General features: G+C 57.2%; 14 protein-coding genes. 7 read left to right on the forward strand and 7 right to left on the reverse strand.

The genetic code is table 11. The annotated features are described in order from the left end of the window. The first annotated feature begins 112 nt into the window (after nt 1-112). From K227x_RS22600 to K227x_RS22610, 3 genes are all read left to right on the forward strand, one after another. A complete protein-coding gene (locus K227x_RS22600; protein WP_145173180.1) occupies nt 113-1,711 on the forward strand; it encodes a C25 family cysteine peptidase in 1,599 nt (532 codons plus the stop codon). A 56-nt stretch (nt 1,712-1,767) separates the two neighbouring features. Continuing rightward, nucleotides 1,768-2,841 carry a protein-tyrosine phosphatase family protein gene (locus tag K227x_RS22605; RefSeq protein ID WP_145173183.1) on the forward strand — a complete coding sequence of 358 codons (1,074 nt, stop codon included), beginning with the start codon at nt 1,768-1,770 and terminating at the stop codon, nt 2,839-2,841. Nucleotides 2,842-3,010: 169 nt separating this feature from the next. Then, entirely contained in the window at nt 3,011-4,162 is a 1,152-nt protein-coding gene (locus K227x_RS22610; RefSeq protein WP_145173186.1) for a DUF5658 family protein, read from the forward strand. 1,050 nt (nt 4,163-5,212) lie between these two features. Here the strand turns inward: K227x_RS22610 and K227x_RS22615 are convergent. Beyond that, entirely contained in the window at nt 5,213-5,605 is a 393-nt protein-coding gene (locus tag K227x_RS22615; protein WP_145173189.1) for a GxxExxY protein, read from the reverse strand. A 1,329-nt stretch (nt 5,606-6,934) separates the two neighbouring features. Here K227x_RS22615 and pelA point away from each other — a divergent pair. After that, the gene (gene pelA, locus K227x_RS22620; protein WP_246146076.1) at nt 6,935-7,987 is read left to right on the forward strand and encodes a pectate lyase; all 1,053 of its coding nucleotides are present in this window, start codon (nt 6,935-6,937) and stop codon (nt 7,985-7,987) included. A 25-nt stretch (nt 7,988-8,012) separates the two neighbouring features. Here the strand turns inward: pelA and K227x_RS22625 are convergent, their stop codons facing one another. Genes K227x_RS22625 through K227x_RS22635 form a run of 3 tightly spaced genes read right to left on the reverse strand, consistent with a single transcriptional unit; the run spans nt 8,013 to nt 12,527 of the window. Then, on the reverse strand, nt 8,013-10,082 hold the full coding sequence (locus K227x_RS22625) for a vWA domain-containing protein (RefSeq protein WP_145173192.1): 2,070 nt from the start codon (nt 10,080-10,082) through the stop codon (nt 8,013-8,015). Continuing rightward, a complete protein-coding gene (locus K227x_RS22630) occupies nt 10,079-10,972 on the reverse strand; it encodes a DUF58 domain-containing protein (protein WP_145173195.1) in 894 nt (297 codons plus the stop codon). Before K227x_RS22630 ends, K227x_RS22625 begins: the two co-directional genes overlap by 4 nt. Nucleotides 10,973-11,012: 40 nt before the next feature. Next, nucleotides 11,013-12,527, reverse strand: coding sequence for a sulfatase family protein (locus K227x_RS22635; RefSeq protein WP_145173198.1), 1,515 nt, complete (start codon nt 12,525-12,527; stop codon nt 11,013-11,015). A 464-nt stretch (nt 12,528-12,991) separates the two neighbouring features. Here K227x_RS22635 and K227x_RS22640 point away from each other — a divergent pair, with 464 nt between their 5' ends. From K227x_RS22640 to K227x_RS22650, 3 genes are all read left to right on the forward strand, one after another. Continuing rightward, complete coding sequence (locus K227x_RS22640) at nt 12,992-13,666, forward strand: DUF6702 family protein (RefSeq protein ID WP_218933460.1); 675 nt, start codon at nt 12,992-12,994, stop codon at nt 13,664-13,666. Continuing rightward, a complete protein-coding gene (locus K227x_RS22645) occupies nt 13,638-14,873 on the forward strand; it encodes a competence/damage-inducible protein A (protein ID WP_145173204.1) in 1,236 nt (411 codons plus the stop codon). Before K227x_RS22640 ends, K227x_RS22645 begins: the two co-directional genes overlap by 29 nt. Before the next feature lie 94 nt (nt 14,874-14,967). Next, nucleotides 14,968-15,528, forward strand: coding sequence for a hypothetical protein (locus tag K227x_RS22650; protein ID WP_145173206.1), 561 nt, complete (start codon nt 14,968-14,970; stop codon nt 15,526-15,528). Between the two features lie 140 nt (nt 15,529-15,668). On the opposite strand, the gene K227x_RS22655 is transcribed toward K227x_RS22650, so the two are convergent. The 3 genes from K227x_RS22655 to K227x_RS22665 all read right to left on the reverse strand — a co-directional run bounded on the left by K227x_RS22655 (nt 15,669) and on the right by K227x_RS22665 (nt 23,885). Further along, nucleotides 15,669-19,982 (reverse strand): SdrD B-like domain-containing protein, encoded by a 4,314-nt coding sequence (locus tag K227x_RS22655; RefSeq protein ID WP_145173209.1) that lies wholly within the window; start codon nt 19,980-19,982, stop codon nt 15,669-15,671. Nucleotides 19,983-20,200: 218 nt separating this feature from the next. Further along, nucleotides 20,201-21,658 carry a BBP7 family outer membrane beta-barrel protein gene (locus K227x_RS22660; RefSeq protein WP_246146078.1) on the reverse strand — a complete coding sequence of 486 codons (1,458 nt, stop codon included), beginning with the start codon at nt 21,656-21,658 and terminating at the stop codon, nt 20,201-20,203. Between the two features lie 547 nt (nt 21,659-22,205). Then, nucleotides 22,206-23,885, reverse strand: a complete 1,680-nt coding sequence (locus tag K227x_RS22665; RefSeq protein ID WP_246146079.1) for an arylsulfatase — start codon at nt 23,883-23,885, stop codon at nt 22,206-22,208. Nucleotides 23,886-23,958: the final 73 nt, after the last annotated feature.

The raw sequence follows: 23,958 nt of genomic DNA on the forward strand, positions 1-23,958 counted from the left end.
GGAGTGGATGCTCTGGCTCGCCCCGGATTGGTCTGGCAGCGAACGTACAATTCGGTTGAGATAATGAGGATATCGACATTGTCAGCTTAACCCATCCGTGGACGATTCCCCAATGACCAGTGCGCGAATAGTTGCGATCACGCTTGCCTTGGTTGTCATCGGCATCATCGCAACCGGCGACGCCCCGGCAGCGGATATTGTCGCGGTATGCCCAGCGGACTTTCGCACCGAACTAGAACCATGGTTGCAGCACCGGCGTGGCCAGGGGATGTCGGTCGACGTGGTCGCATCGAAGTCGGATGCGGAAAGCCTGTCGCGTTCGATCCGCGCCGCCGCAGACCAACAGACTCGGTATGTCGTCTTGATCGGCGACGCCCCCACGATCGGTGTTCGCGGGAACGCCAATCGTCAAATCCCCATGCACTACCGATCCACCACGGTGACCGCGATGTGGGGGTCCCCACCCACGCTGTCGACCGATCAGCCGTTCGGCAATTTGGACGGCGATGACGATGGCACCACCGAAGCGGCGGTTGGCCGATTGCCCGTCAGCACCGCCAACGAACTGCAGCAAGCGATCCAGCGAATCGTCGCCTACGAAACCAGCCAAGACTTTGGACCATGGCGGAATCAAGTGCAGTTGGTCGGGGGCATGGGCGGATTCGGAATGATGGCCGATGCCGCGATCGAATCGGTCACTCGCACCGTGGTGACCGGCGTGCTGCCCGCATCGACTCAAACAACGATCGCCTACGCCAGTCCCGGGCATCCATTTTTTCCGCAGGGTAAATCGTTCACCGGTGCGGTGTTGGCGAACTATCAACGAGGCTCGGCATTCTGGGTCTACGCCGGCCATGGGCAGGTCACCGAACTGGATCGCGTTCCCCAATCAGCCGCCGGGATCCCGGTGCTGGATCGCCAAAGTGCCCAGCGTTTGGATCGCCCGGCCGGTGAATCACCGATCGCGTTGATGTTGGCCTGCTATACCGGTGCGATGGATGCACCGGAGAATTCGATTGCCGAAACCATGTGGCTATCGCCGGGCGGCCCCATCGCGGTGATTGCCGGCAGCCGCGTCACCATGCCCTACGGAAATGCCACCGCAGCGGTGGGATTGATCGATGGGGTCTTTGAACAAAAGCTGCCTCGTTTGGGCGACGCATGGCGGAACACCCTTGATCAAATGCAACAGGAAGATTCCGCCAACCCGGTCACTCCTGAAAACGCGAACTCGCGAATGATGATCGACGCCTTGGCGACCATGATCAGCCCCGCCGGTTCGAAACTGGTGGATGAAAGACGCGAACACCTGATGCTGTACAACTTGATCGGTGACCCAACGCTCAACATGCACCATCCGGAAACGATTGACGTATCGGTGGACACCAGTGTCGTGGCAGGCGATCCCATCGCAGTCACGGTGACCAGCCCAATCGGCGGAAAGCTATCCGTCGCCATCGATCGTCCGTTGGGCGGTGCGAAGGCAGACGACTTTTCCCACACCGATAGCGTGACACCCGATCCAATAGCGTTTGATCCCAACCGCACGCGGTTGGCAACCTTGGAAATGGAAATCAACGCCGGACGCAGCGCGACCGCGACGTTCGTTTTGCCGGCGAAAACGACCGGCCCCGTGATCGCCCGTGCATTCGTCGAAGGTGAACAGGGCTTCGCCAATGGGGCCGCCAGAACCATTCTTCGGGCGCCCTGATTTCGACACACCGATGGGCTCCATCCCCGTCGCGTCCAGTGTCTATAATCGGGGGCATGAACACCAATCTTAGCGCCAAATCGGCTGCCCCCATTCATCGCCTGAACCGCCAACGGTGGCTTCCCAAGTCAGCGCTGGCAAACGGGATGGGTTCGATCCTGTTGCTGACACTCGGTGCAATCCAGACGTTGGCACAGCCACCCACGGTCGAATCGGCCAAGCCGCTGGGGATTGTCTCGCTTCCCAATGCGTTTCGTATCGACCAGAACCTGATTTCGGGTGGGCTTCCCGATGGCGAAGCAGGATTTGTGGCGTTGAAAGACATGGGCGTACGCACCATCATTTGCGTCGATGGAGCGATCCCAGATGTCGAGACGGCCAATCGGTTCGGCCTTCGCTACGTGCACCTGCCGCATGGTTACGATGGCATCGATCCGAGTCGGATCATGGAACTGGCCAAAGCGATCACCGAATTGCCGGGCCCCGTTTACGTGCATTGCCATCATGGCAAACATCGATCGCCAGCCGCTGCGGCAGCAGCCTGCATCACGGCGGGGCGGATGACGGGGACGCAGGGACAGGCGTTCTTGAAGACCGCGGGCACCAGCCCCGACTACCGCGGCCTGTACAGCAGCGTGGCAGCCAGCCGGCCGGTGTCGCCGATTCAGTTGGAACAGTTAAACGTCCAGTTCACCTCGATTGCTCCCGTCCCAGAGATGGCCGCTGCGATGGTTGAACTGGAACACACCTTCACCGCATTGACCTCGTTGGCGTCTAACCAATGGAAAGCCCCCGCATCACACCCCGATCTCGATGCACGGCACCAGGCATTGTTGCTTCGCGAGCACTTCACGGAAATGTTGCGAGTGGACACGTCGACGCCCCACACCGCCGACTTCGACCGCTGGCTGCAACGGTCGATCGATCGGTCGGTCGATTTGGAAAAGTTGCTGAAACAGCGTGCTGAAGCGATCCCCCCCGCGGCCAATCCAGACACAGCTCAACCTGCGATAGCGGCGGACAAAGCACCGACCCAAGTGGGGGAATTGGATCTGCAGATCGACCGGCTGATGAATTCGATCCGATCCGACTGCAAAGCCTGCCACCGTCGCTTTCGCGACAAAAATTAGCCGTTCCCGCCAGGCTCGGGCGGATCGAAATTCCTAGAAAAACGTCTCGCTGAACCAGATTCGTGCGATCGTATGTCCGTTGGGCGGTGTTTGTATCAGAGATGACCTTGGAATTTAGGACGGGATCCAAGGTTGCCAATCTCTCTGAATCATCGCTGTTAGGTGCCCCATGAAAAGTCGCCATTGCTCTGCCGACTGGTTTCCGCTTCCGATCGCACTGACGACAGTTTCGTTGCTCGGTTTGTTCTTCTTTGTTTCGGATGTTGCCGCCGACGATCCCCCGGCGCAGAAATCGTCGTCGTTCCACATCACGCGTGGATTCTTGTTCGTGGACGATGCATTCGTCAGTACGCCTGTTGACATCCAAGCGGACGCGGACCAAATCCGTCTGAACGATGCCATGGTGTCAGCCAGCCAAGTGCCAAACGTTGACTATTCGAATGGGACGACGTTTGGTGATGAACGCCGATTTCGCGGGTCCCGAGGCGCGCCACGACGGGGCTGGGGCGACTACTCCAACCGCGATCCACGTCGCAACCGACCACGTGCCCAGCTTTCACCGGCGCAGGGGCTCGCCGGCCGAATCGCATTTGAATTGAACATGCAAAATATTGTCGTGGTCCGCCCCGACCGTTCGCTACTCGTCTTAGAGATGGCATGGGGTGGACGCGAATTCCTCGCTCGTCTGACATCACCGGCGGAAAGGGAAAAATCACCTTCGGCCGAATTGCTGGAGGCGATCGAGAGCCAAGACATCGATTCGGGCGAGGTATTGGAATGGGCCGACCATTACCAACCGTCCGCCATCTTCTTGGAACAAGCCAAAATCCAATTGGACCCGGTGGACGCTTTGATCATCGCCAACGAAAAGGTGATTACCGGCGTCAAGTGGCAATCTGCACTGACCTTCCCGTTGACTGTCATCGGCATGGTCTTGGTTGTGTTGGCGTTCGGTCACCTGTTGTCGGCCAATCCACGAACCACCACGATCACCGGCGGTGTGGACCTGTCATCGGATCAAGAACAGATGATTCGTCGATCGCTGATGTACGTGTCCGCGTTATCGGTGATGGACCTAATCTGGACAATCCTGGCCTCGCAAGCCGGCACGATGCGAGAACTCAATCCACTCGGTGGCCAACTGATCTCCGATCCGTTGATGTTGGCTGCATTCAAAATTGGCGTGACATCATTATCGGTCGGACTTCTGTTCGCCCTGCGTCGTCAACCGCTGGCTCATCAAGCATCATGGTGGACCTGCCTGCTGTTGACCCTACTGACCGCCCGATGGCTAACCTTCCAGTCCATGTTTGTGGTCTAGGGAATCGCCGTCCGTCAACCAACGCCCCCCCGATCCCAACGGCAAGAACGAAGATCAGCGTTCCCTATCCCCGAGCAACAGTCGCAACACGCTTCGCCACCGTCGCCCAGCAAAGCAATCGAACACTCATCACAAGGCAGGCGGACATCTGACCAGGCTTATTAGTGTTCGATTAGTGGAGATTAGCGTTCTCACTCCTTTCCCTCGACAGCCTCGACGCGAATGAGCGGATGCAGTCGGCGATGACAGGGAACCAAAGCAAAAACGACAAGAACACTAATCAAAGCAATCGAACACTCATCAAAGCGCTGACATGCATCAGACCAGGCTGATCAGTGTGCGATTAGTGAAGATTAGCGTTCTCACTCCTTTCCCTCGACAGCCTCGACGCGAATGAGCGGATGCAGTCGGCGATGACAGGAAACCAAAGCAAAAACGACAAGAACACTAATCAAAGCAATCGAACACTCATCAAAGCGCTGACGTGCACCAGACCAGGCTGATCAGTGTGCGATTAGTGAAGATTAGCGTTCTCACTTCTTCTTCTCGACAGCCTCGACGCGAATGAGCGGATGCAGTCGGCGATGACAGGGAACCAAAGCAAAAACAACAAGAACGCTAATCGACGCAATCGAACACTCATCGAAGGGCTGACGTGCGTCAGACCAGGCTTATTAGTGTTCGATTAGTGGAGATTAGCGTTCTCACTTCTTGCCCTCGACAGCCTCGACGCGAATGAGCGGAACGCTCAGCGATGAGCAGGCGGTGAAGCCAAAACGACAAGAACACTAATCAAAGCAATCGAACACTCATCAAAGCGCTGACGTGCGTCAGACCAGGCTGATCAGTGTCCGATTAGTGAAGATTAGCGTTCTCACTCCTTGTTCTCGACAGCCTCGACGCTAACGAGCAGATGCAGTCGGCGGAGGTCCCCCAGTGAGACAGCACCTTCGAGGAACGCGAATCGTGACAATCGATCACTCATCACAGGGCTGGCGGATACCGGATCACGTCGATGAGTGCGTCTTTGGGGAAGGTTGCCTTCTTCGATCACTCGTTCCTGCGATCGTGAAGATCATTGACAACGAATCGCTTCCACTCCAGGGCACCCTTCTTGCCAAAGTTGATCAAGTACCCAACCTGCTTGCACGCAATCCGCATGTAGTTAAACAGTTGGGCATCGTGTTCCGAACTCAGTTCTTTCAGCGCTTTCAGCTCAACAACGATCTCGTCGAACACCAGCAAATCCGGCCGATACTTCGGCCTCAACAGGTGCCCTTTGAAGAACACATCCAACTCGACCTGAGCGTTGAAAGGAATGCACCGCAAACCGAGTTCAACTTCCAGCGCCGACTGATAAACATCTTCCGCCATGCCATACCCGAGCTCGTTGTAGACCTCAAAAGCGGCACCCATCAAGTCGTATCCTTCTTGTTTGAACATAACCACTCGACTCCTCTAAAACTGACATCTCGAAACACAATACGAACATCAATTTTACCGAACAACTTCCTGATCTGTGATCGATCAGCAAAATTTTGCGTTCCCTTTCCGAGATCCACGAGTGAAACGCCGATGCGAACAAACGCTCGGCAACGACGACGCATCGCAGCCCAAACAGAATGAACGCTAAGCAAAGGGAAGACGAACAACTGACCAGGTCAATGAGTGCGTCAATAGCGAAGATTAGCGTCCTCACTTCTTTCCCTCGACAGCCTCGACGTGAATGAGCGGAACGCTCAGCGATATGCAGGCAGTGAAGCTAAAACAACAAGAACGCTCATCAAAGCAATCGAACACTCATCACAAGGGCTGACCCGCATCAGGCCAGGCATATTAGTGTTCGATTATTGGAGACTAGCGTTCTCACCTCTTTTCCTCGACAGCCTCGACGTGAATGAGCGGAACGCTCAGCGATATGCAGGCAGTGAAGCAAATACAACAAGAACGCTCATCAAAGCAATCGAACACTCATCAAAGGGCTGACGCGCATCAGGCCAGGCTTATTAGTGTTCGATTATTGGAGATTAGCGTTCTCACTCCTTTCCCTCGACAGCCTCGACGCGAATGAGCGGATGCGGTCGGCGATGACAGGAAACCAAAGCAAAAACAACAAGAACACTAATCAAAGCAATCGAACACTCATCAAAGGGCTGACACGCATCAGGCCAGGTTTATTAGTGTTCGATTATTGGAGATTAGCGTTCTCACTTCTTTCCCTCGACAGCCTCGACGCGAATGAGCGGAACGCTCAGCGACATGCAGACAGTGAAGCAAAAACAACAAGAACGCTCATCAAAGCAATCGAACACTCATCAAAGGGCTGACGCGCATCAGGCCAGGCATATTAGTGTGCGATTAGTGAAGATTAGCGTTCTCACTTCTTTCCCTCGACAGCCTCGACGTGAATGAGCGGAACGCTCAGCGATATGCAGGCAGTGAAGCTAAAACAACAAGAACGCTCATCACAGAGCAGACGAACATCTGATCAGGTTGATGAGTATTCGATTAGTGGAGATTGGCGTTCTGTCTTTTTGGCCGCGCGGATGCTGCGTTGCTATCGACGCGGTTGCTCGACGACTGTCGCGGGAAGAGCCAACGAGACTTGCGAGTCGTGCACGACAGCGGGTGCAGCTACAATTGCAAGGCTACGATCACGTTGGATCGCGTGTGGGCTTGCGCTCACCTTATTGGCCATCAGCCAGAGGCCGCCGGAATTTGCCCGTCGACGGCAAGTCGCCTTATCATCTTCGCATTTCAAGAATTGACACGATGAACATCCTTCTGAACGGTGCAGACGCCGCTCGAACATTTGCATGTTGGACCGTCTGGAACATGGCGGTGATGGGGGCCGTGTCGACATCGCTCAATGCAGGCACGCCAGCCGAGAACTTGTGCCGGAAACCAGCCGTCTGGTTCGATAGCCCCGCGGGACAGGAAACCATGCGGATCGTGCTATCGTGGCAATCCGATCATGGCGACTGGCCCAAGAATACGGACACCACAAACAAGGTGTTTTCGGGCGACCGATCCACACTGCGTGGAACGTTCGACAACGGTGCGACCACCGGTGAATTGCGTCTTTTGGCCCACGCATTCCAAGCCACTAACGACCCCAGGTACAAACAGGCATTTGTCAAAGGATTGGACCATATCCTGAATGCCCAGTACGCCAATGGTGGATGGCCACAGTACTTCCCGCTGCGAAAAGGCTACTACACCCACATCACCTTCAATGACAATTGCATGATCCGGTTGCTGCAGTTCCTAGGTGACATTGCCGCAGCCCCGGAATTTGGTTTCCTGGATCAAGAACACCAAAGGGCTGCCCAGAAGGCGATCGATCGCGGCATCGACTGTATCGTGAAATGCCAGATTGTCGTGAATGGGACTGCAACGGTTTGGTGTGCCCAACACGACGAAGTCACCTTGGCTGCGGCCAAGGCTCGCGCCTATGAACTCCCCTCGCTCAGTGGAGCCGAAAGCGCTGGGATCTTGAAATACCTGATGAGCCTGGACAACCCGGATGCACATGTCATTCGCTGCGTCCATGATGGCGTGGGCTGGTTCGAAACTGCAAAGATCGACGGTTTCCGATACCAGAAAAGTGGCACCGGCGCTGCGCTGACTCCCGATCCATCGGCACGCCCACTGTGGGCACGGTTCTATGAGATCGAATCGAACCGTCCGTTTTTCTGCGATCGAGACGGGATCCCCAAATACGATATTCAGCAGATCGGAAGCGAACGACGCAGCGGCTACACATGGTACGGCAACTGGGGCGAAAGCTTGATCAACCAATTCGCCAAATGGGAATACCGGTGAACGCCTACCCGAAGCGGGTGGAATGCTACGCCACGCGTCGGCTGAACACCCACCACTCGGTTGCCAACAATCCCAAGACGCCCAGCAGCGCCCATCGCCAATACTCATGGCGTCGCTCGATGCCACCGGTCGCGGCTTTGACGGCTTCATACCCCAGTTCGATACTGGGCGCCACGGCAAGGCTGCTTTCACCTTGATCAAACAGATTGATCGCAAACAAATCGGCCAATCGATCGTTGTCCAAAACGCGGTAGTTCCCGGTCTGTTCGGTGTCCACCACTTCGATAATTCCGTTCGGCCCGGTTGGGATCGTCGTGATGGCGTCCGCTTCGGCCGAGTCGCTTGACGAACGTTTCAACACCGCTTCGGCAACGGCACTCTCCAAACGCACTCGCACAGTTTCGCCAGGCTGGTATGACGGCGCCCCCGTCGCTTCGGCAGCACCCGCTAGATAGCGCAGCAGGTTCAGCAAGAACACCGGCCAGGATCGTTCGGTATACCAGTTGGTATTGGTCTGGGTCAGACCATCGGCATCAGTCGAAATGATCTCGAAACCAAGCACCAAATCTTGGAATCCATCGCGTGGCGACAGAACCAACATCGGCCCGGTATCGGCGGCAATCAGTTCAAAGGATCCGGCAGGCCCCGAGATGCTGCGACCTTCAAAAATCAACAACGAGAAGACCTCTAGGAATCGCATGATCGGCTGAGTCCGGTCAATGTCGACCAACACGACAGACCCGGGCTCGGAAGCCCAAGACCATCCCTTGCTAGCCGGCGCGTCCGCAGCGGAACCGTCGGGTTCTGCGGTAACGGCATCACCGTCACCGGCATCGTCGGTGTCAGGATTGGGCGGAAGCGAACCGATGAAAAACGTGTTGGTTGCCGGCATCTGGCCCGGGCTGCAGCGATCAAAGATGACCAGGTCATCGGTTCCGGCCCCAGCCCGATCGGCCCAAGCATCGGTATCCAAATAGGATGGCGTCACAAATTCCGAAACGCAAATCTTGGCAGCCTTCTCGGTTTCCAATCCTAGTTCCAGCGGTGTGTTGCCAGGCGTGATCACTAAAACACGGACCGTACGCAGCGGCGTCAAACCTGCAAAGGCGACATTATCGACGGCCAAGTCATCTTCGACATCCAGTGCCAAACGCAGCGACACACCTTCTTCGTTTTCGATCGCGAAAGACAGTCCGGTCTGTTCCCCCGGTTCCAGCGAAACCGATGCCGCATCCAGAAACTCGCTTTCCATCGACAACGTGGCGGTTGTCTCGATCGGCCGTTCCCCAAGATTCATGACGGTTGCAAACGCCTGCACCTGAGTCGGTTGTTCAACGTTTCGCTCTGCCGAAAACGCGGTGATCGCGACATTGTTCGGGCTGTTCCCACCGATCGCGACGTACTGCGGAATCAGGTTACCCAGATTGAACTCGGTGACCGGTTGGAACCCACCATCGCTGAACACCAACAGGTCGGCCGGCATCGCATCGGCCACTTGCAAATCATTCAGGTTGCCGACTTCACTGCTGCGTCGCGGGTTCGCCAATCCGTCTGCGGCCTTCAGGGCACCCAAGATATCGGTTGGATGATTGGTCACCTGGACACGTGAAAGTGCATCACGCAGTCGCCTGCGATCGGTGGTAAACGACTGGACCGTGTCCGGGCGATCGCTAAACGTCACCAACATCGCGGTTTCAGAATCGCTCATGCCTTCGATCCGATCGCGGATCAAGTCGCGGGCGGTTTCAAAGCGAGATTTGCCGTCTACACCGTCGGTTGCCTGCATACTGGCCGACGTATCTAGCAGGTAAACCGTTCGACCTTGCGACGAGGCGTCTCCACGAATTCCGGGCCGCAGCAGCGCCATTGCAGCCAACGCCACCGCCAACAACTGCAGAAACAACAACAGGCTGCGACGCAAACGTTGCATCAGACTGTTGACGTGCAAATCTTCGATGGTTCGCGACCAGAGGTACGTGCTGGGCACCTCGACTGGTTCGCGTCGCAACTTCAGAAAGTAAAGCAGCACGATCCCGACCGGAACGGCTGCGAAGATAGCCCATTGCCAAGGCGCCAAAGCCGATATCCAGCTCATCGTACAACCCCTCGTTCACGCAGGTATCTGGTCACGATGGTTTCCACCGGGACATCGGTGCGGACCGGGATGTACACGATCGATCGACGGCTACAGAACTGTTTGGCTCCTGCGATGAAGGATTGCACCGTGGATTTGTACTTTTCCAACACGTGAGCGTTGATCGTGATCTCCGCGGCGTCCCCGTCTTCGACATCGATCAATTTCCGATCGCCTCGCAGCGGCGGATCAATTTCCTCTGGCGACAGGATATGCATCACAAACACGTCCATTCTTCGTCCGATCAGCATCCGCAGCGCTGACTCGTAACCGGATTTGTCCATCAGGTCGGTCAGCAACACACATACACCGCTGCCCGATGTTCGCAGCGAGAAGTCTTTGACGCCGTCATACAGCGAGACGTTCTGACCCGCTTCGACCGAGTCCAAATAGCCCAGCATCTTCCACAGACTGGCTCGACCGCGCAGCACTGGCGCTCGTCGACCTTCGGGGCCCAACACAGAAACGCTGACTCGGTCCGCCCGGCACATACCGACATATCCGAGCGCGGCGGCCAATTGCTTGGCAACATGCAGTTTCGTGGGATCCCCGAAGTTCATCGATTCGCTTGCATCGACCAGCGCAAAGAAGTGCAGATCCTCCTCTTCCAGAAACATCTTCAGGAACAGTTGGTCAAGTCGCGCGTAAAGATTCCAGTCGATCAGCCGCAGGTCATCGCCGGCGACATAGTTTCGGAAATCGGCGAACTCGACACTTTGACCCTTCCGCTTACTGCGCCGTTCGCCCTTCATTCGGCCACGAAACACTTTTCGCGACACCAATTCCATGCGTTCCAAACGGCCCAACAATTCGGGGCTTAACAGTGTCGATGAGGTGGCGGTTTTGGGCATCGCAAGAGTTTACCAGATGGCGTGCGGCGAATGACATTGGTTACTTCCAAACCAGTGGCAAACGTTCGTCGTCAGGTCCCAAATTGGCGGCCGGCCGTACGCCAGCACCTTTTTGGTCGTTCAGCCGATCCCCCAGGTCTTCGCGAGCCAAGCTAGCCGCAGCCTGCAATTCTTTGACTTGGTCGGGGAATTTTTCCATGACGTTGGTGGTTTCGCCCAGGTCATTGTCCAGATCGTACAAGGCCAATTCGGCACGCGCACTGGCGTAGGGTACCGGGTTACCGCCCGATCCGCCGGGCTGTCCGTCCAACGTGCGGTACTGGTGCGGGAACACCAATTTGAAGCGTTCGTTTCGGATCGTTTGTAACTGGCCACCACCATAGTATCCATAGAATGCATCATGGGGCGAAGTGGCATCGGGTTCGCCGAACATCAACGGACGGATGTCGTGCCCATCGATTTTATGATCGGGAAGCGTTGCACCGATCAGCTTGGCAACTGTGGGAAGAATATCGATCGAGCTGCACAATTTGTCACAGGTCGTGCCGGCCGGAATTTTGTCCTTCCACCACATGATCGTGGGTTCGCGGTAGCCACCTTCGAACATTGTGCCTTTGCCTTCCCGCAGCGGGCCAGCCGAACCAGAATCCGTGCCGTAAGAAAGCCACGGTCCGTTGTCGCTAGTGAACACCACCAACGTGTTCTGCTGGGCACCGATGTCTTCGATCGCCGCCAACACTTGACCGACCGACCAATCGACTTCCATCACAACGTCGCCAAAGATTCCGGCGCCGCTCTTCCCGCGAAACTTGTCCGACACGTAAAGCGGTACGTGAACCATCGGATGTGGCAGGTACAAAAAGAATGGCTGGTCCGCGTTATCTTTGATGAACCCCACCGCCCGTTCGGTGAATTCGGTCGTCATCTGTTCCTGGTCCGACGGTTGCATGTCATCGTTGACCACGCGTGCGCCGCCTTCACGCGTCGACTCGATCATCGGAAGCGCCGCCCAGGGGATCTTGGCTTTGGGATTCTTTTTACGAACCGCGACCGAATCCGGATGCAACGGCCACATGTCGTTGCTGTAGGGGATCCCATAGAACTGGTCGAATCCGTGATTGGTTGGCAAAAACTTTGGATCGTGCCCCAGATGCCACTTTCCAAACGCAGCCGTTGCGTAGCCTTTCGATTTACAAAGTTCGGCCAACGTGACTTCACGATCGGCTAGCCCCGTGGTCGCCTTGGGCCCCAGTGCTCCGCTGAACCCAACGCGGCGGTGGTAGCAACCGGTCATCAATGCCGACCGTGATGCTGAACAAACCGCTGACGAAACGACAAAATCGGTAAACCGCCGACCTTCACTGGCCATGCGGTCCAGGTTAGGCGTCGGGTAGTCGGTCGCGCCAAACGGTCCGATATCAGCGTATCCCATATCATCGATGAAGATGACCACGACATTGGGCGGCGGCGTGTCGGCCGAAGCGCGATCGGCCGTCAACAGCACGAGCATCAGCGAGAAACCGAGCAAACAAATCAAACAGCGAGGCGAAGTCATCACAGCAGGCTCATCAAGAAAGTCAGGTGTCTCCATTACAGTTGGCCCATTGTAATGGCTGGCGTCCCACGCTGGCAGGCAAACCGGAAGATTGCAAATTGCAAAATGAACATTGCAAATCGGATATCGGATCGGCAACGAAAATCGAGACGCTACGCGGAAACGGACAGACCGAACCGAGTCACACAGATCTCAGCGGAAACAACCGGCACACCGGGACTCGCCCGCATCCCAGCGTTTCAATTTGCGATTTGAAATGTTCATTTTGCAATTTGCAATCTCCCCCTCCCCCCTCCGCAACCAACCATTGCCCAAAAATCGCATTGGGGCAAATACCGTTCTGCCCGCATCTGAATGCCCGCGGATTCGATTAGCGGATAGAATGGCTTCCAACCGCTGATTTGTTTTGTACCGACCACGTGTTCCGCCTTTTTCCTCTCCCATTCCATCCGAGTGTCATGTCGATGACGTCTGCCCTGCTATGGATGATGCTGGTCATGCATCCGGTCCACGAAACTGTGGCCGAAGTCGAATGGAATCCGCAAACGAAACGATTGGAAGTGGCGTTGCGATTGGATGTCGATGACGAGCGATGGATCGCTGACAAAATGGCGGCGCGAGCCGAAGCCGACGGCATCCCATGGGACCGATCGAAGACGTCGACTTGGGCAATGGCCTACCTGCAGCCACGTTTCCGAGCGGCCCCACTGCCTGCGTCTGGCAAGTCCGATTCAACCCGATACCACTGGATCGGGCATGACCAAGACGGCGCCCACGTTTGGTGGTACTTCGAGATTGAACCGGCAGACGGCAAACCGGTCCAGTGGATCGACCAACGATTGCTGTTCGATCGCGAACCCGACTTTCTGCACCGCATCCTGGTTTTGAACCAAACGCAAACGCCTGGGTCATCCAAAATCAAATCGCCACAGCGATCTGATTCGGCGTCAGTCCCCAAGTCAGACTCCCAACGATCGACGGCTTCGCGCGCCGCCGATTTGACGATCGGACGTTCCAAGTTTTTCTTGGACGGTTCCGACGGCCCATCACGATCGGGTCCCTCCGATTCGAATCATTCCAATTCCCCCGAACCCAGCACGGACGATGACGATGCCCCCCTGCCGCCCACTGACCTGTGAAATCGTTTCGATCGGCGACGAGATGACGTCGGGAGCGAGGCTGGATACGAACGCGCAGTGGCTTAGCCGCCGGATGGGCGAACTGGGTGTGACGGTGCAGTTCCACAGTACCGTTGGCGACACTCTGGATGACAACATCAACGTGTTCCGTATCGCTGCGTCGCGCGCCGATTTGGTGGTGGCGACCGGCGGACTTGGTCCGACCCGTGACGACCTGACACGCGAATCCTTAGCCGCGGTTGTTGGCCAGCCTTTGGAAATGCGTGAATCGGCAATGAAACATATCGAATCGATGTACTCACGCCGCAATCGCGAGATGCCCGAGCGGAACCGTGTCCAAGCCATGTTCCCGGTCGGCAGCGATGAAATCTTCAACCCGCAGGGAACCGCACCTGGGATCGATCTGATGGTTCCCCAGAACGGTCGGTCGCCGAGTCGTATTTTTGCACTGCCAGGTGTCCCGGCCGAAATGGTGCGGATGTTCGACGATACCGTGGCGCCGCGAGTCATGGCAATCGCCGGAGGCGGATCCAGAATTCGACACGCTGTGATGAAATTCTTTGGCACCGGCGAAAGCGATATGGAACAACGGTTAGGCGAAATGATTTCGCGTGATCGCCAACCCCGTGTCGGTATCACGGTCAGTGCAGCCACGATTTCGCTGCGGATCACAGCAACAGCAGACACCGACGAAATCTGTGATGGCATGATTGCCGAGACGCGTCGAGAGATTTTGCAGCGAGTACCAGAGTTCTACTTCGGCGATGGCGAAACGTTCGAACAGCATCACGCGATCGCCGCGACGCTGCGTTGCCGCGACCAGTCGATGGCGATCGTTGAACTTGGACGCGCCGCCGTCCTGGGCGACTGGTTTGCCACGCTGGGCGATTCACCAGCCTATCGTGGTGGCGTTTCGCTGGCTGACACCGACGACCTGTGCCGCATTTTTGACGCGGCGAATCCGGACGAAGCCCTCCAAAACGCTCGCCAACGATTTGCCGCCGATTGGATGTTGCTGGTCGACCAATACCCGGCCTTGGACAATGCAGCCGATGCTCGACTGCCCAACGTGGATGTCGCGCTGACGATCATCGATCCAAGTGGGCAGACGCTTCGGCACACCATCACATTGGGCGGACATCCGGACATCATGCAGGCTAGGATTGCAAAGTCGGCGATGGCCTGGATGCGAAAAGTGCTCCAATGATGTTCACCGATCTCGGTTGCAGCCCAGCGTTTTCGCTAAGCCGGCGATCGGCGCCGGCGATTCGTCCTCACCATCCTTTTATGGAAACCATCTGATGTCACGCACGCTATCTCTGCTGGCCTTTTCGTTGATCCCGACCATGGTGATCGCAGCGGAACCGCCCGCGTCAGGATCGGACACGGCCGTCATCCAGAGTGACGCGAACCAGGAATCGGATCAGCCAACCGCCGGCACAGCGGCCCCGACACCAAGAGAATCTCGGCTTGCTGCTTACCTTAGCGGCGCCCAATTCGTCGGCAAGTTCACCGTCGACGGCAAAGAAGACAAACTTCCCAAGACCGAACGGTACACGATCAGCAAATGCGAAAAGCTACCGGCCACAGACATGTACCGGCTGACCGCTCGGATCACCTACGGAAAGGTCGACAGCGAAGTACCGATGGACATCAAGATCCTTTGGTCTGGGAACACCCCCGTTATCACTTTGGATCAGTTGTGGATCCCCGGCATGGGAACCTTCGACGCGCGCGTGATGATTCACAGCGACCGTTATGCCGGCACATGGCAACACGACGAGGTCGGCGGCCACATGTTCGGCCAAATCCAACAGGCCGCTAAAACCGACGCCGCTGGTGAACCGGCAGCGAACCAATAGCGCATAAAAAACGCCCGGCTTCCCCCCGAAAGCCGAGCGTTTTTCGCTTCTTGAACTCCTGATCGTTGCCCTAATCGCAACCGGGCTATTCCACCGGCTCCCGCCGCCCAGGTTGCGAAGTCAATCGATCATTCGTCGCATCAACGGTTCGATGCCAAGAAGCGTCGTTTGGAAACTGGTTCGACTGATTCCAGTTCGCCAAAGTTAAATGCCTGAGCCGTGGCTCCCGGCCCGATCACCAGATTATTGAACTCGTCATTGGCGGTGTTGGACGAGACTGCCCCTGTCCCGGCAGTGTCGGTCCCGTCATCAAACCCGGCCGGATCGGTTTCGACGACGCGGTAGGTACCGGCTGCCAACTGAGCGAACAGATAGTCACCCGCCGCAGTGGTTTGAACCGTGGTGTCGATCGTGTTGCCCAGCACATCGGTGCCGGTCAAACGAATGTCGACTCCTGCGATGCCGGTGTCGCCCGTGTCGAAGATTCCGTTGCTGTTGACATCCAAGAACACCTTCCCCGCGATCGACGACGTCAATGGATCGACGGTCGTTGCCGCCGTTGCCGTGTTGTTGGCCGTGTTGGTTTCGTTGGTATCGGTCGCAGCGACCGCGGTGTTGGTTTGCGTCACCGAAACGCCCGAGTTGATCGTGGCGACAATGGTAAAGCTAAGCGATGCACCGCTGGCTAGGTCGCCACCGTTGACCGTGACCACGCCGCTGGATGCCGACAATGCCGATCCGGTCGGGCCGGTTCCGCTGGTGAATGTCACACCGCTAGGCAGGGTGTCGGTGACCACAACATTCGTTGCAACCGACGGTCCGTTGTTGACAACCGTGACGGTATAGGTCAGCGAATCGCCAGCCGCCGCGTTGGCGTCGGAGACGGTTTTGGTGACGGCCAAGTCGACTACCGGAGTGACGGTAACCGTGGCGGTGTCACTGTTGTTGGTCAGATCGGTTTCACCCGCAGCCGAAAGATCGGGGATACTAGCGGTGTTGGTGATCGTTCCCGACGCGGTGGACGCAACCGTAAAGTTCAACGTCGCCGTGGCCGATTGATTCGGTGCCAAAGTGATCGCAGGGAAGACAACGTTGCTACCCGAAACCGTGCCGGCTTGCCCGTTCAACGTTCCGCTGACGAACGTCATCCCAGCGGGAATGACATCGGTCAGAACGATGTTCCCAGCTTGGCTAGGACCGCTGTTGGTCAACGCCACGCTGTAGACGACGGTGCTGCCGACCGCTGGGGTCGCCGTGTTGACGGTCTTGTCGACGTCGATGTCGAACTGCGGGGTCAACGTCGTGGTGACGGTGTCCGAGTTGTTCGTCGTATCCAGCTCGGTCCCTGACGAAGTGACGGTTGCCGGGTTGACCACATCGGCGGTTGCGTCGGCATTGACCGTCGCGGTGACCGTAAAGGTTCTGGTTTCACCAACCGGAATCGCACTGTAGTTGACGGTCACAACGCCGTTGGCAAAGTTGCTGCTGGTCGCGTCGGCGGCGGTGATCGTGACGCCCGCCAAACCGGCTGGCAAGGTGTCCGTGACGACCACGTTGGCCGCGTCGCTGACACTATCGGTGTCGTGGCTGACGGTGAAGGTGTAGACCAAAGTGTCTTGACCAGGGACGGCGGTTGCCTTGTCGACAGCCTTGTCCAAGATCAAATCGATCTCGCGACCCGCATTGATGTCCACGCTGTCGGTGTCGTTCGCCGGGACAGTATCGTCGTCCGTGGTCGAAACCGTGGCGGTGTTAGGGATCACTCCGAACGCATCGGAATCAAGCGTAACATCGAACGAGAACGTTTCGACTTGCGATGGGTCCAGAACGCCGACATCAAAGGTCAAGGTTTGGCCGTTTTGAGTGACCGTGACTCCCGAAGTCCCAGCGTTCAGGCTGCCGGTGACGAATGCAAGGTCGGCATCCAAAGTATCCACGACGGAGACGCCACGAGCTTGGCCAGGTCCGTTGTTGGAAACTTCGACCGTGTAGGTCACGGTGCGACCAGCCACTGCGGTGCCGGTTACTGTTTTGTCGATGGCAACGTCGACTTGACGATTGACGGTGGTGTCTTCGTCTGTCGTGTTGTTATCAGGGTTCGGGTCCGTGTTGGGGCTGGCGGTCACGCTTGCGGTGTTGGTCAGCGGGGTGTCGGCATCCGCATTGACCTGAACCACCAATGTGATCACCGATGCACCCTGGTTGGCGAGCGTTCCGACGGTCGCGGTGACTTCGCCAGTTTGGCTGTCAAAGGTGACCAGGTTGGAAGCCCCATCAACGTTGCCACTGACGAACGTCACACCAGCCGGCAAAGGATCCACGACCACGACACCCGCAGCATCGTCAGGTCCGTCGTTATTGACGGTAATCTGATAGGTGAATTGATTCCCCGCGTTGACCGGGTCCGTCAAGTCGATCTTATCGATTCGCAAGTCGGTGCTGATGACGTCGATCGCTTCGTCGTCACTGTTGTTGGTCGTGTCGGTTTCAACTTCGTCACCGGCCACGGTTGCGGTATTGGTCAAGTCGGCGGTCTGGTTGGCATCGATGTCCGAATTGAATCGGAACGTCGCAGTCGTGCCGGCGGGAATCGTGCCCATCACAACCGTGACGGTCGTGCCGTTGACGTTGGTCGTGAAGCTGCCCGATGCATTGGTTGTTCCGGTGAACGTCAATCCGGCCGGGAACGCGTCGGTGACGACCACGTTGGTGGCATCCAAGGGACCGAGGTTTTCCACCACGATGTCGAACACGGCATTGCCACCGGCGACAACCGTCGAATTGGCGGCGTTGAGTGTCTTGGTGATCTGCAAATCGACCTGTGGGAAGAACCCAAAATCGATGGTGGTGTTTGTATTGGGGTCGGTATCGTCATCGTTGATCGGCTCGGAATTCGATTCCAAGGTAATCGTTCCGCTGGCCACGTCTCCGCTGGCCAACACGGTACCATCGTCAACGGCATCGGCGTTATCGTCGGGATCCGCGATCGGATCGTTGCCCGTGCTGTTGGCAAATCCAAACAGCGGGGCTCCGGTACCGAACTGCGACGCAGGAATCACAACCGCGTAGTTTCCGGGGTCCAGGTCCGGGAAACTGTACAGACCACCGGTTCCGGTCGTTGTGGTTGCGATCGGTGTATCGTTGGCTGGGTCGACCACATCGTTGGCACCGGCCAATTGATACAGTTGAACGGTGACACCGACTTGGCCTGATTCGCTGACCTGCAGAATGCCGTCGTTCTGGCCACCGGATGAGTTATCCTGGATCACCGATCCGCCCAAAGTCAACGTTTGGACGTTGGCCAGGTTGACGGAGACGATTTCGGGAGTGATCGCTTCGACGATTCCGATGTTCACATCGTTGTTGGCAACGGTGATTGGAACGTTGGTTTCGATGGCACCCACGTTGTTGAAGTTCGCACCGGTACCGGTGTTGACGGTAAAGGACGCGAACGGGATGTACAGTTCTTGGTTGGTGGTCACGTTTTGAGGAATGGCGATCGTCGCGATCGACGAATTGCCGCCATCGGTGTGCACGATGACCTCGATCGAATCGCCCACCTGTTCGGATCGCAGCAGTGCGATGAAGCCAGCGTCAGGGTCCACCGGGTCACTGGCAGCTCCCCCACCCAACGAAACGCCTACGCCACCGGTTTGCAATCCGATGGGATCCAGGGCCGCGGTGCTTTCGGGACCGTCATACTGAATCTGAACGTTTCCTGTACCGCCCGCACCTGGCGAAACCGTCAGTTCTTCGGTGGTCGTATTGATTTGGAACGTGATGTTGCCGGTATCCGCGCTGATCAGAATATCGCGGTTGTCACCGATCGCTTCGGAAGCCGCTTGCGTCAGGAAGGAATCGGGGTCACCCGCGGTAACGACTTGGGCGGCGACTGCGGTGGTCGCAAAGTCATCGATCAATGCAGTCTGCACACCGCTTTCGTTGACGACTTGTGCGGCAACCGGATCAGGCGTGTTCAGCTGTGGAACGTCCGCTTGTTGGACAAAGTACGATCCGACGGACAAACCATCGAAACGATACAGGCCATTGGCGTCGGTCGTCGTCGTTCCCGCCAACGTATCGGATCCGTCCAGCGTGCCGGGGGTCGTCCCATCATCGTTGAACAGTTGCACTTGGATCCCTGTGGCACCCACGGTGCCGACGGAAACGAGGTTCCCGCCACCATCGACCAACACAGGCGGCTCGGTGCCGTTCTGGACTCCGTTGTTGTCCTGGTCGACGAACGCAGTACCGGCAATCACCCCCAGGTCGGACGCCATCAATTCGCGGCGTTCCATCTGTTCCAAACGCAAACGGCGTTGATTCAGTTTGCGGTTGGTGCGTTTGGTATTGCGGCCCAAACGGTTCAAAATGTCTTGCCAGACCATCGAGATCTTCCCGTATTGCTTGATCGTTCGCGATGCCGTCATTGGCCAAACAGCAGTGTTTGGCATGGGTCGCGACTATGTTGGGGTGAATCAGGGCGTAGTTTCGTGACACGTATCGGTGGCAAAGTGAACTTCGCCACCAGTCCGTGTTCTGGGTCTATCGGACAACCGGCCCAATACTCTTAAGCGTTGCTGTCGCTTTTTCTGCTAAACGTGGTGAAACACCACCTTCGGGGCACCGCGGCGGGACAAGTCATGCTCGCCGCCGCCGGGCCGCAGAATGATTACCAGCGGTATTCGCCACCGATGCTAAGCCCTTGAGCCCAGTAGTCGGTCGTGTCGAAGTCAAATCCAGGTCGGTTCGCACCGGTGAAAGGATCCGATTCAGGTGGCAACAAAGCGGGGTTCACGTCGCGGTCGATGTGATCGCCGGGGCGAACCACGTTGGACCAGTACAGGAACGTGTATCCCAAAGTGGCTCGGAAGTGGTCGGTCAGTTGATAACCGAGCTTCAGGTCCAATTGAGGGATGACGCTGAATTCGTCTTGTTCGTGATTTCCGATGTTGGTGCGTTGAGCCAGCAGTCCGCCAACCAGAGGTGCACCGCCATCGATGGTGGTCGCCCCGTTGATGCGAACCGATTGCTTGGTATTGCCGACGGCCAAGCGAAGCAACGATTCGAAGCTCCAGTAGCCGCGTGTTCGACGATACTTCCAGCCCAGATCAATCCCGTTGAACTGGTTCCGGGTTTCAAAGCGATCGGCGATGTTGAACGTTGCCGCAGGGTCGATGCCTCGAAGCGATTCGGTGACCGATACGCTTTCGTCTAGTTGCACGTAGCGATAGCCGATCAGTGCTTCTTGGCGGCTGCAGTAGTGCCCGGGGCATCCACAGAACAGTCCGCTGGTGCAACCTTCGCTGCAGCAGCGTAGGAAGTTCAAGTGCATGCCGGCTCCCATCAATTCGCTGGTCGCACGGGCTGATACGTTGCCCGAGACAATTCCGTCGTACGAAACCAATTCCGAATCTTCGCGGGCCGGACCAGTCGTTGGGTTCACGTTGAAGAACGGTCGAGCCAGGATGGTGCTGCCCGAGCTGGTGCGGCTGAACGATTCGCTTTCTTCGCCAATTTGGAAGTACTCGCCGCTGATCGACAGGGTGTGACCGCGATCGAGCCAGACGCCAAAGTCAAGTCGATAACCGTCAAAGGCATCGTCCAGAACGCGGTCGCCACCGAACAAGGTTTGGGCTCCGCGGCCCAGGACACCGGCGTCCGTTGCACTGGTGCCGGGGATGCTGGTGGTGACCAAAGGTGGCAATTCCATGCCGTCTTGGAACCACATCAGATATTCGGCACTGAACCAACCGTCTTGGGGAAGGCACAAGGTGACACAAGGTCGCCATGCTGCGGGGCTGACCAATTCGCCACAGGTGCTGCAGCCGGCTGATCCACAGCCTCCGCAACTGCCCATCGAATCGCATCCGCCGCTGCAGGATGTTTCACCGCAACCGCAGGACGAACCCATGGAATCGCAAGAGGAACCGTCTTCGTAGATCACTTCGCCCTGCATAGGCGACAGGATCACTTGACCGTCGAGTGTTTCGTGGTGGATGGGCGGATCGATGATCGACATCGAATCCGAGGGTGGCACAGGGATGCCTCGGCTAGAAGCGTGACCGACCTGTTGGACGGGAGTCTTCACTTTGCGACGCGGCGTGGCGGGCTCGACAGGAGCGTCCACCAAAGGCCGCGATGTCGACGCGGAACTCGTTGACGAGTTGCTGCGGGTGGGCTGCCAGTTAGCCCGAGCGACGCTCTCGCTCGAACGAACACTGGTTTGGGATAGACCCCTCGAAGATCCAGTCTGAGCCTGAACTTCGGTGGTCATAACGACCAATAGGGCGAGAGAGAAACTGATGTAGTTACGGTAGGTAAGCACGGGCTTCACCATGGAATGCTTGGATGGCGTGTTCGTGAAACAGCACCGAAATCGTCTTCCCCCCCGGGAAGAACCGATCGTCAAAGCCGCACTGCGTCGGCGATCATCGACCGGTTCCTTAGCGATATCGGCGACTTCACCATCGAACATCAACTCAAAATCGGAATAATCCGAAAATTCCATAAACTCCATGCAATCGACAAAGTCCCCCAAGCCGGAACAATGTGAACGGGCGACCGAAGTGGCAGCCGAACTGCTCGCCACCCCGCTCGACCTTTCTTCACTCGCTGCGCCAAACCCCCCGAGCCACCCGCTGCGTGCAGAGCCCCGCGGTGGCTGACACCGGTGGTTAGATGTCGTCCTTGGCGGGATTCTTTTTCTGCTTCAGGTGCTCGTACATATTGAAACGCTCGGGAAACGCGACCCCGGTCTTCGTCGCCCAGATTTCCCACATCTCGACCATTTCATCACGTTTTTCGGCCCGAACCTCGGCCAGATTGTTCAGCTCGGTACGGTCCGCGTCCAAATCGTAAAGTTCCCAGGGTTGTTGGTACTGACGCACCAACTTCCATGGCCCCATCCGCATCGCCGCGTTGCCTTCGTGTTCCCAGTACATCGGTGACTGGTGAACGACCAATTCAGTTTCCGGGTCAGTTTCCGGGTCAGTTTCATGCAGCACAGGCACCAACGACTGGCCTCGAACGGCCGGCTTGTCGGACGGATACTCAGCACCGGAAAGATCGATGCACGTGGCCATGAAATCGGGCAGGTAGGCCGCCCCGCGATAGAACCCGCCGCGACGCGTGGCCGGAATTCCCTGCGGCCAATGCGCGATCATCGGCGTGCAGGCACCGCCCTCGTGGACGAAGTGCTTGTACAACCGAAACGGCGTGTTGCATGCGTTCGCCCAAGCCTGCCCCAAACGCACCCCATCGACCGTCTTCAGCGGTGGGTCCTTGACCATCGCGGCAGATCCCTTGCCAAGCATGCCACCTTCCTGGCACGCACCGTTGTCGGACAAAAAGAAGATCAGCGTATTGTCGTACTGTTTGACGCGGCGCAAGTGACGCGTCAGTTTGCCAATGTTCTGGTCAATCGAATCGATACACCCAGCGTAGGCTGCCATGATCGAATCCATATCGTTTCGTTTGCGTTTCCCCAGCGAATCCCACTGTGGCCCTTCGTGCGATGCGTAAAACGTATCCGCCTCGAACAGCCCCAACTGTTGTTGTTTGGCCAACCGATCTTTCATCAATTGATCCCAACCGCCGGTGTACTTGCCTTTGTACTTTTGGAAGTCTTCCAGCTTGGCGTTCAGCGGCCAGTGCGGCGCGTTGTAGGCCAGGTACAGGAAGAACGGTTGGTCCCCGTCCGCTTCAACGGCTTCGCTGATGTACTGACAGGCTTTGTCGGTGAACGTGTCGGTCGCATAGAAGTCTTTGTCGGTCGTGACCGCTTCGTTGCCTTCCATGATTCCCCGATCTCCGCCGGGCTGGAAATAATTGAACGCGCCGCTCAACCCGCCGTAAAACCGGTCAAAGCCGCGCTGCAATGGCCACTCGGACTTGTTCTCGATGCCGAGGTGCCATTTGCCAGTCATCATGGTGTGGTACCCCGACGACTTCAAAACTTGGGCGATCGTGACGCAGTCGTTGTTCAGATATCCCTGGTAGGGGCCCGTGATCCCCAGCGGTTGACCGGGGGGTGCCGTCATGTGACCGATGCCGACCTGATGCGGATGCAGCCCCGTCATCAAACTCGCTCGCGTTGGGCAGCAACGACCCGAGTTGTAAAACTGTGTGAACCGCAATCCGTTTTCGGCTAGCCCGTCAATGTTCGGCGTTTCGATCTCGCCACCGTAGCAACCGACGTCCGAATACCCCATGTCGTCCACTAGCACGATCACGATGTTGGGCCGTTCGGCCGCCATGGCAGTCGTGCCAAGGATCGCCGCGCCCAATATCGCCGCGCCCAATATCGGGGCTCCCAACGCCAATCCCATCCACAGGGTCCATGCAAATCGGTTCATCTTTTCAATCCGCTAACGGGAAAAACGGGGGGGAACGCATCGAACGACCGCGATACCTGCGCAGGCGGTGGCC

Source organism: Rubripirellula lacrimiformis, assembly GCF_007741535.1.
GTDB lineage: Bacteria > Planctomycetota > Planctomycetia > Pirellulales > Pirellulaceae > Rubripirellula > Rubripirellula lacrimiformis.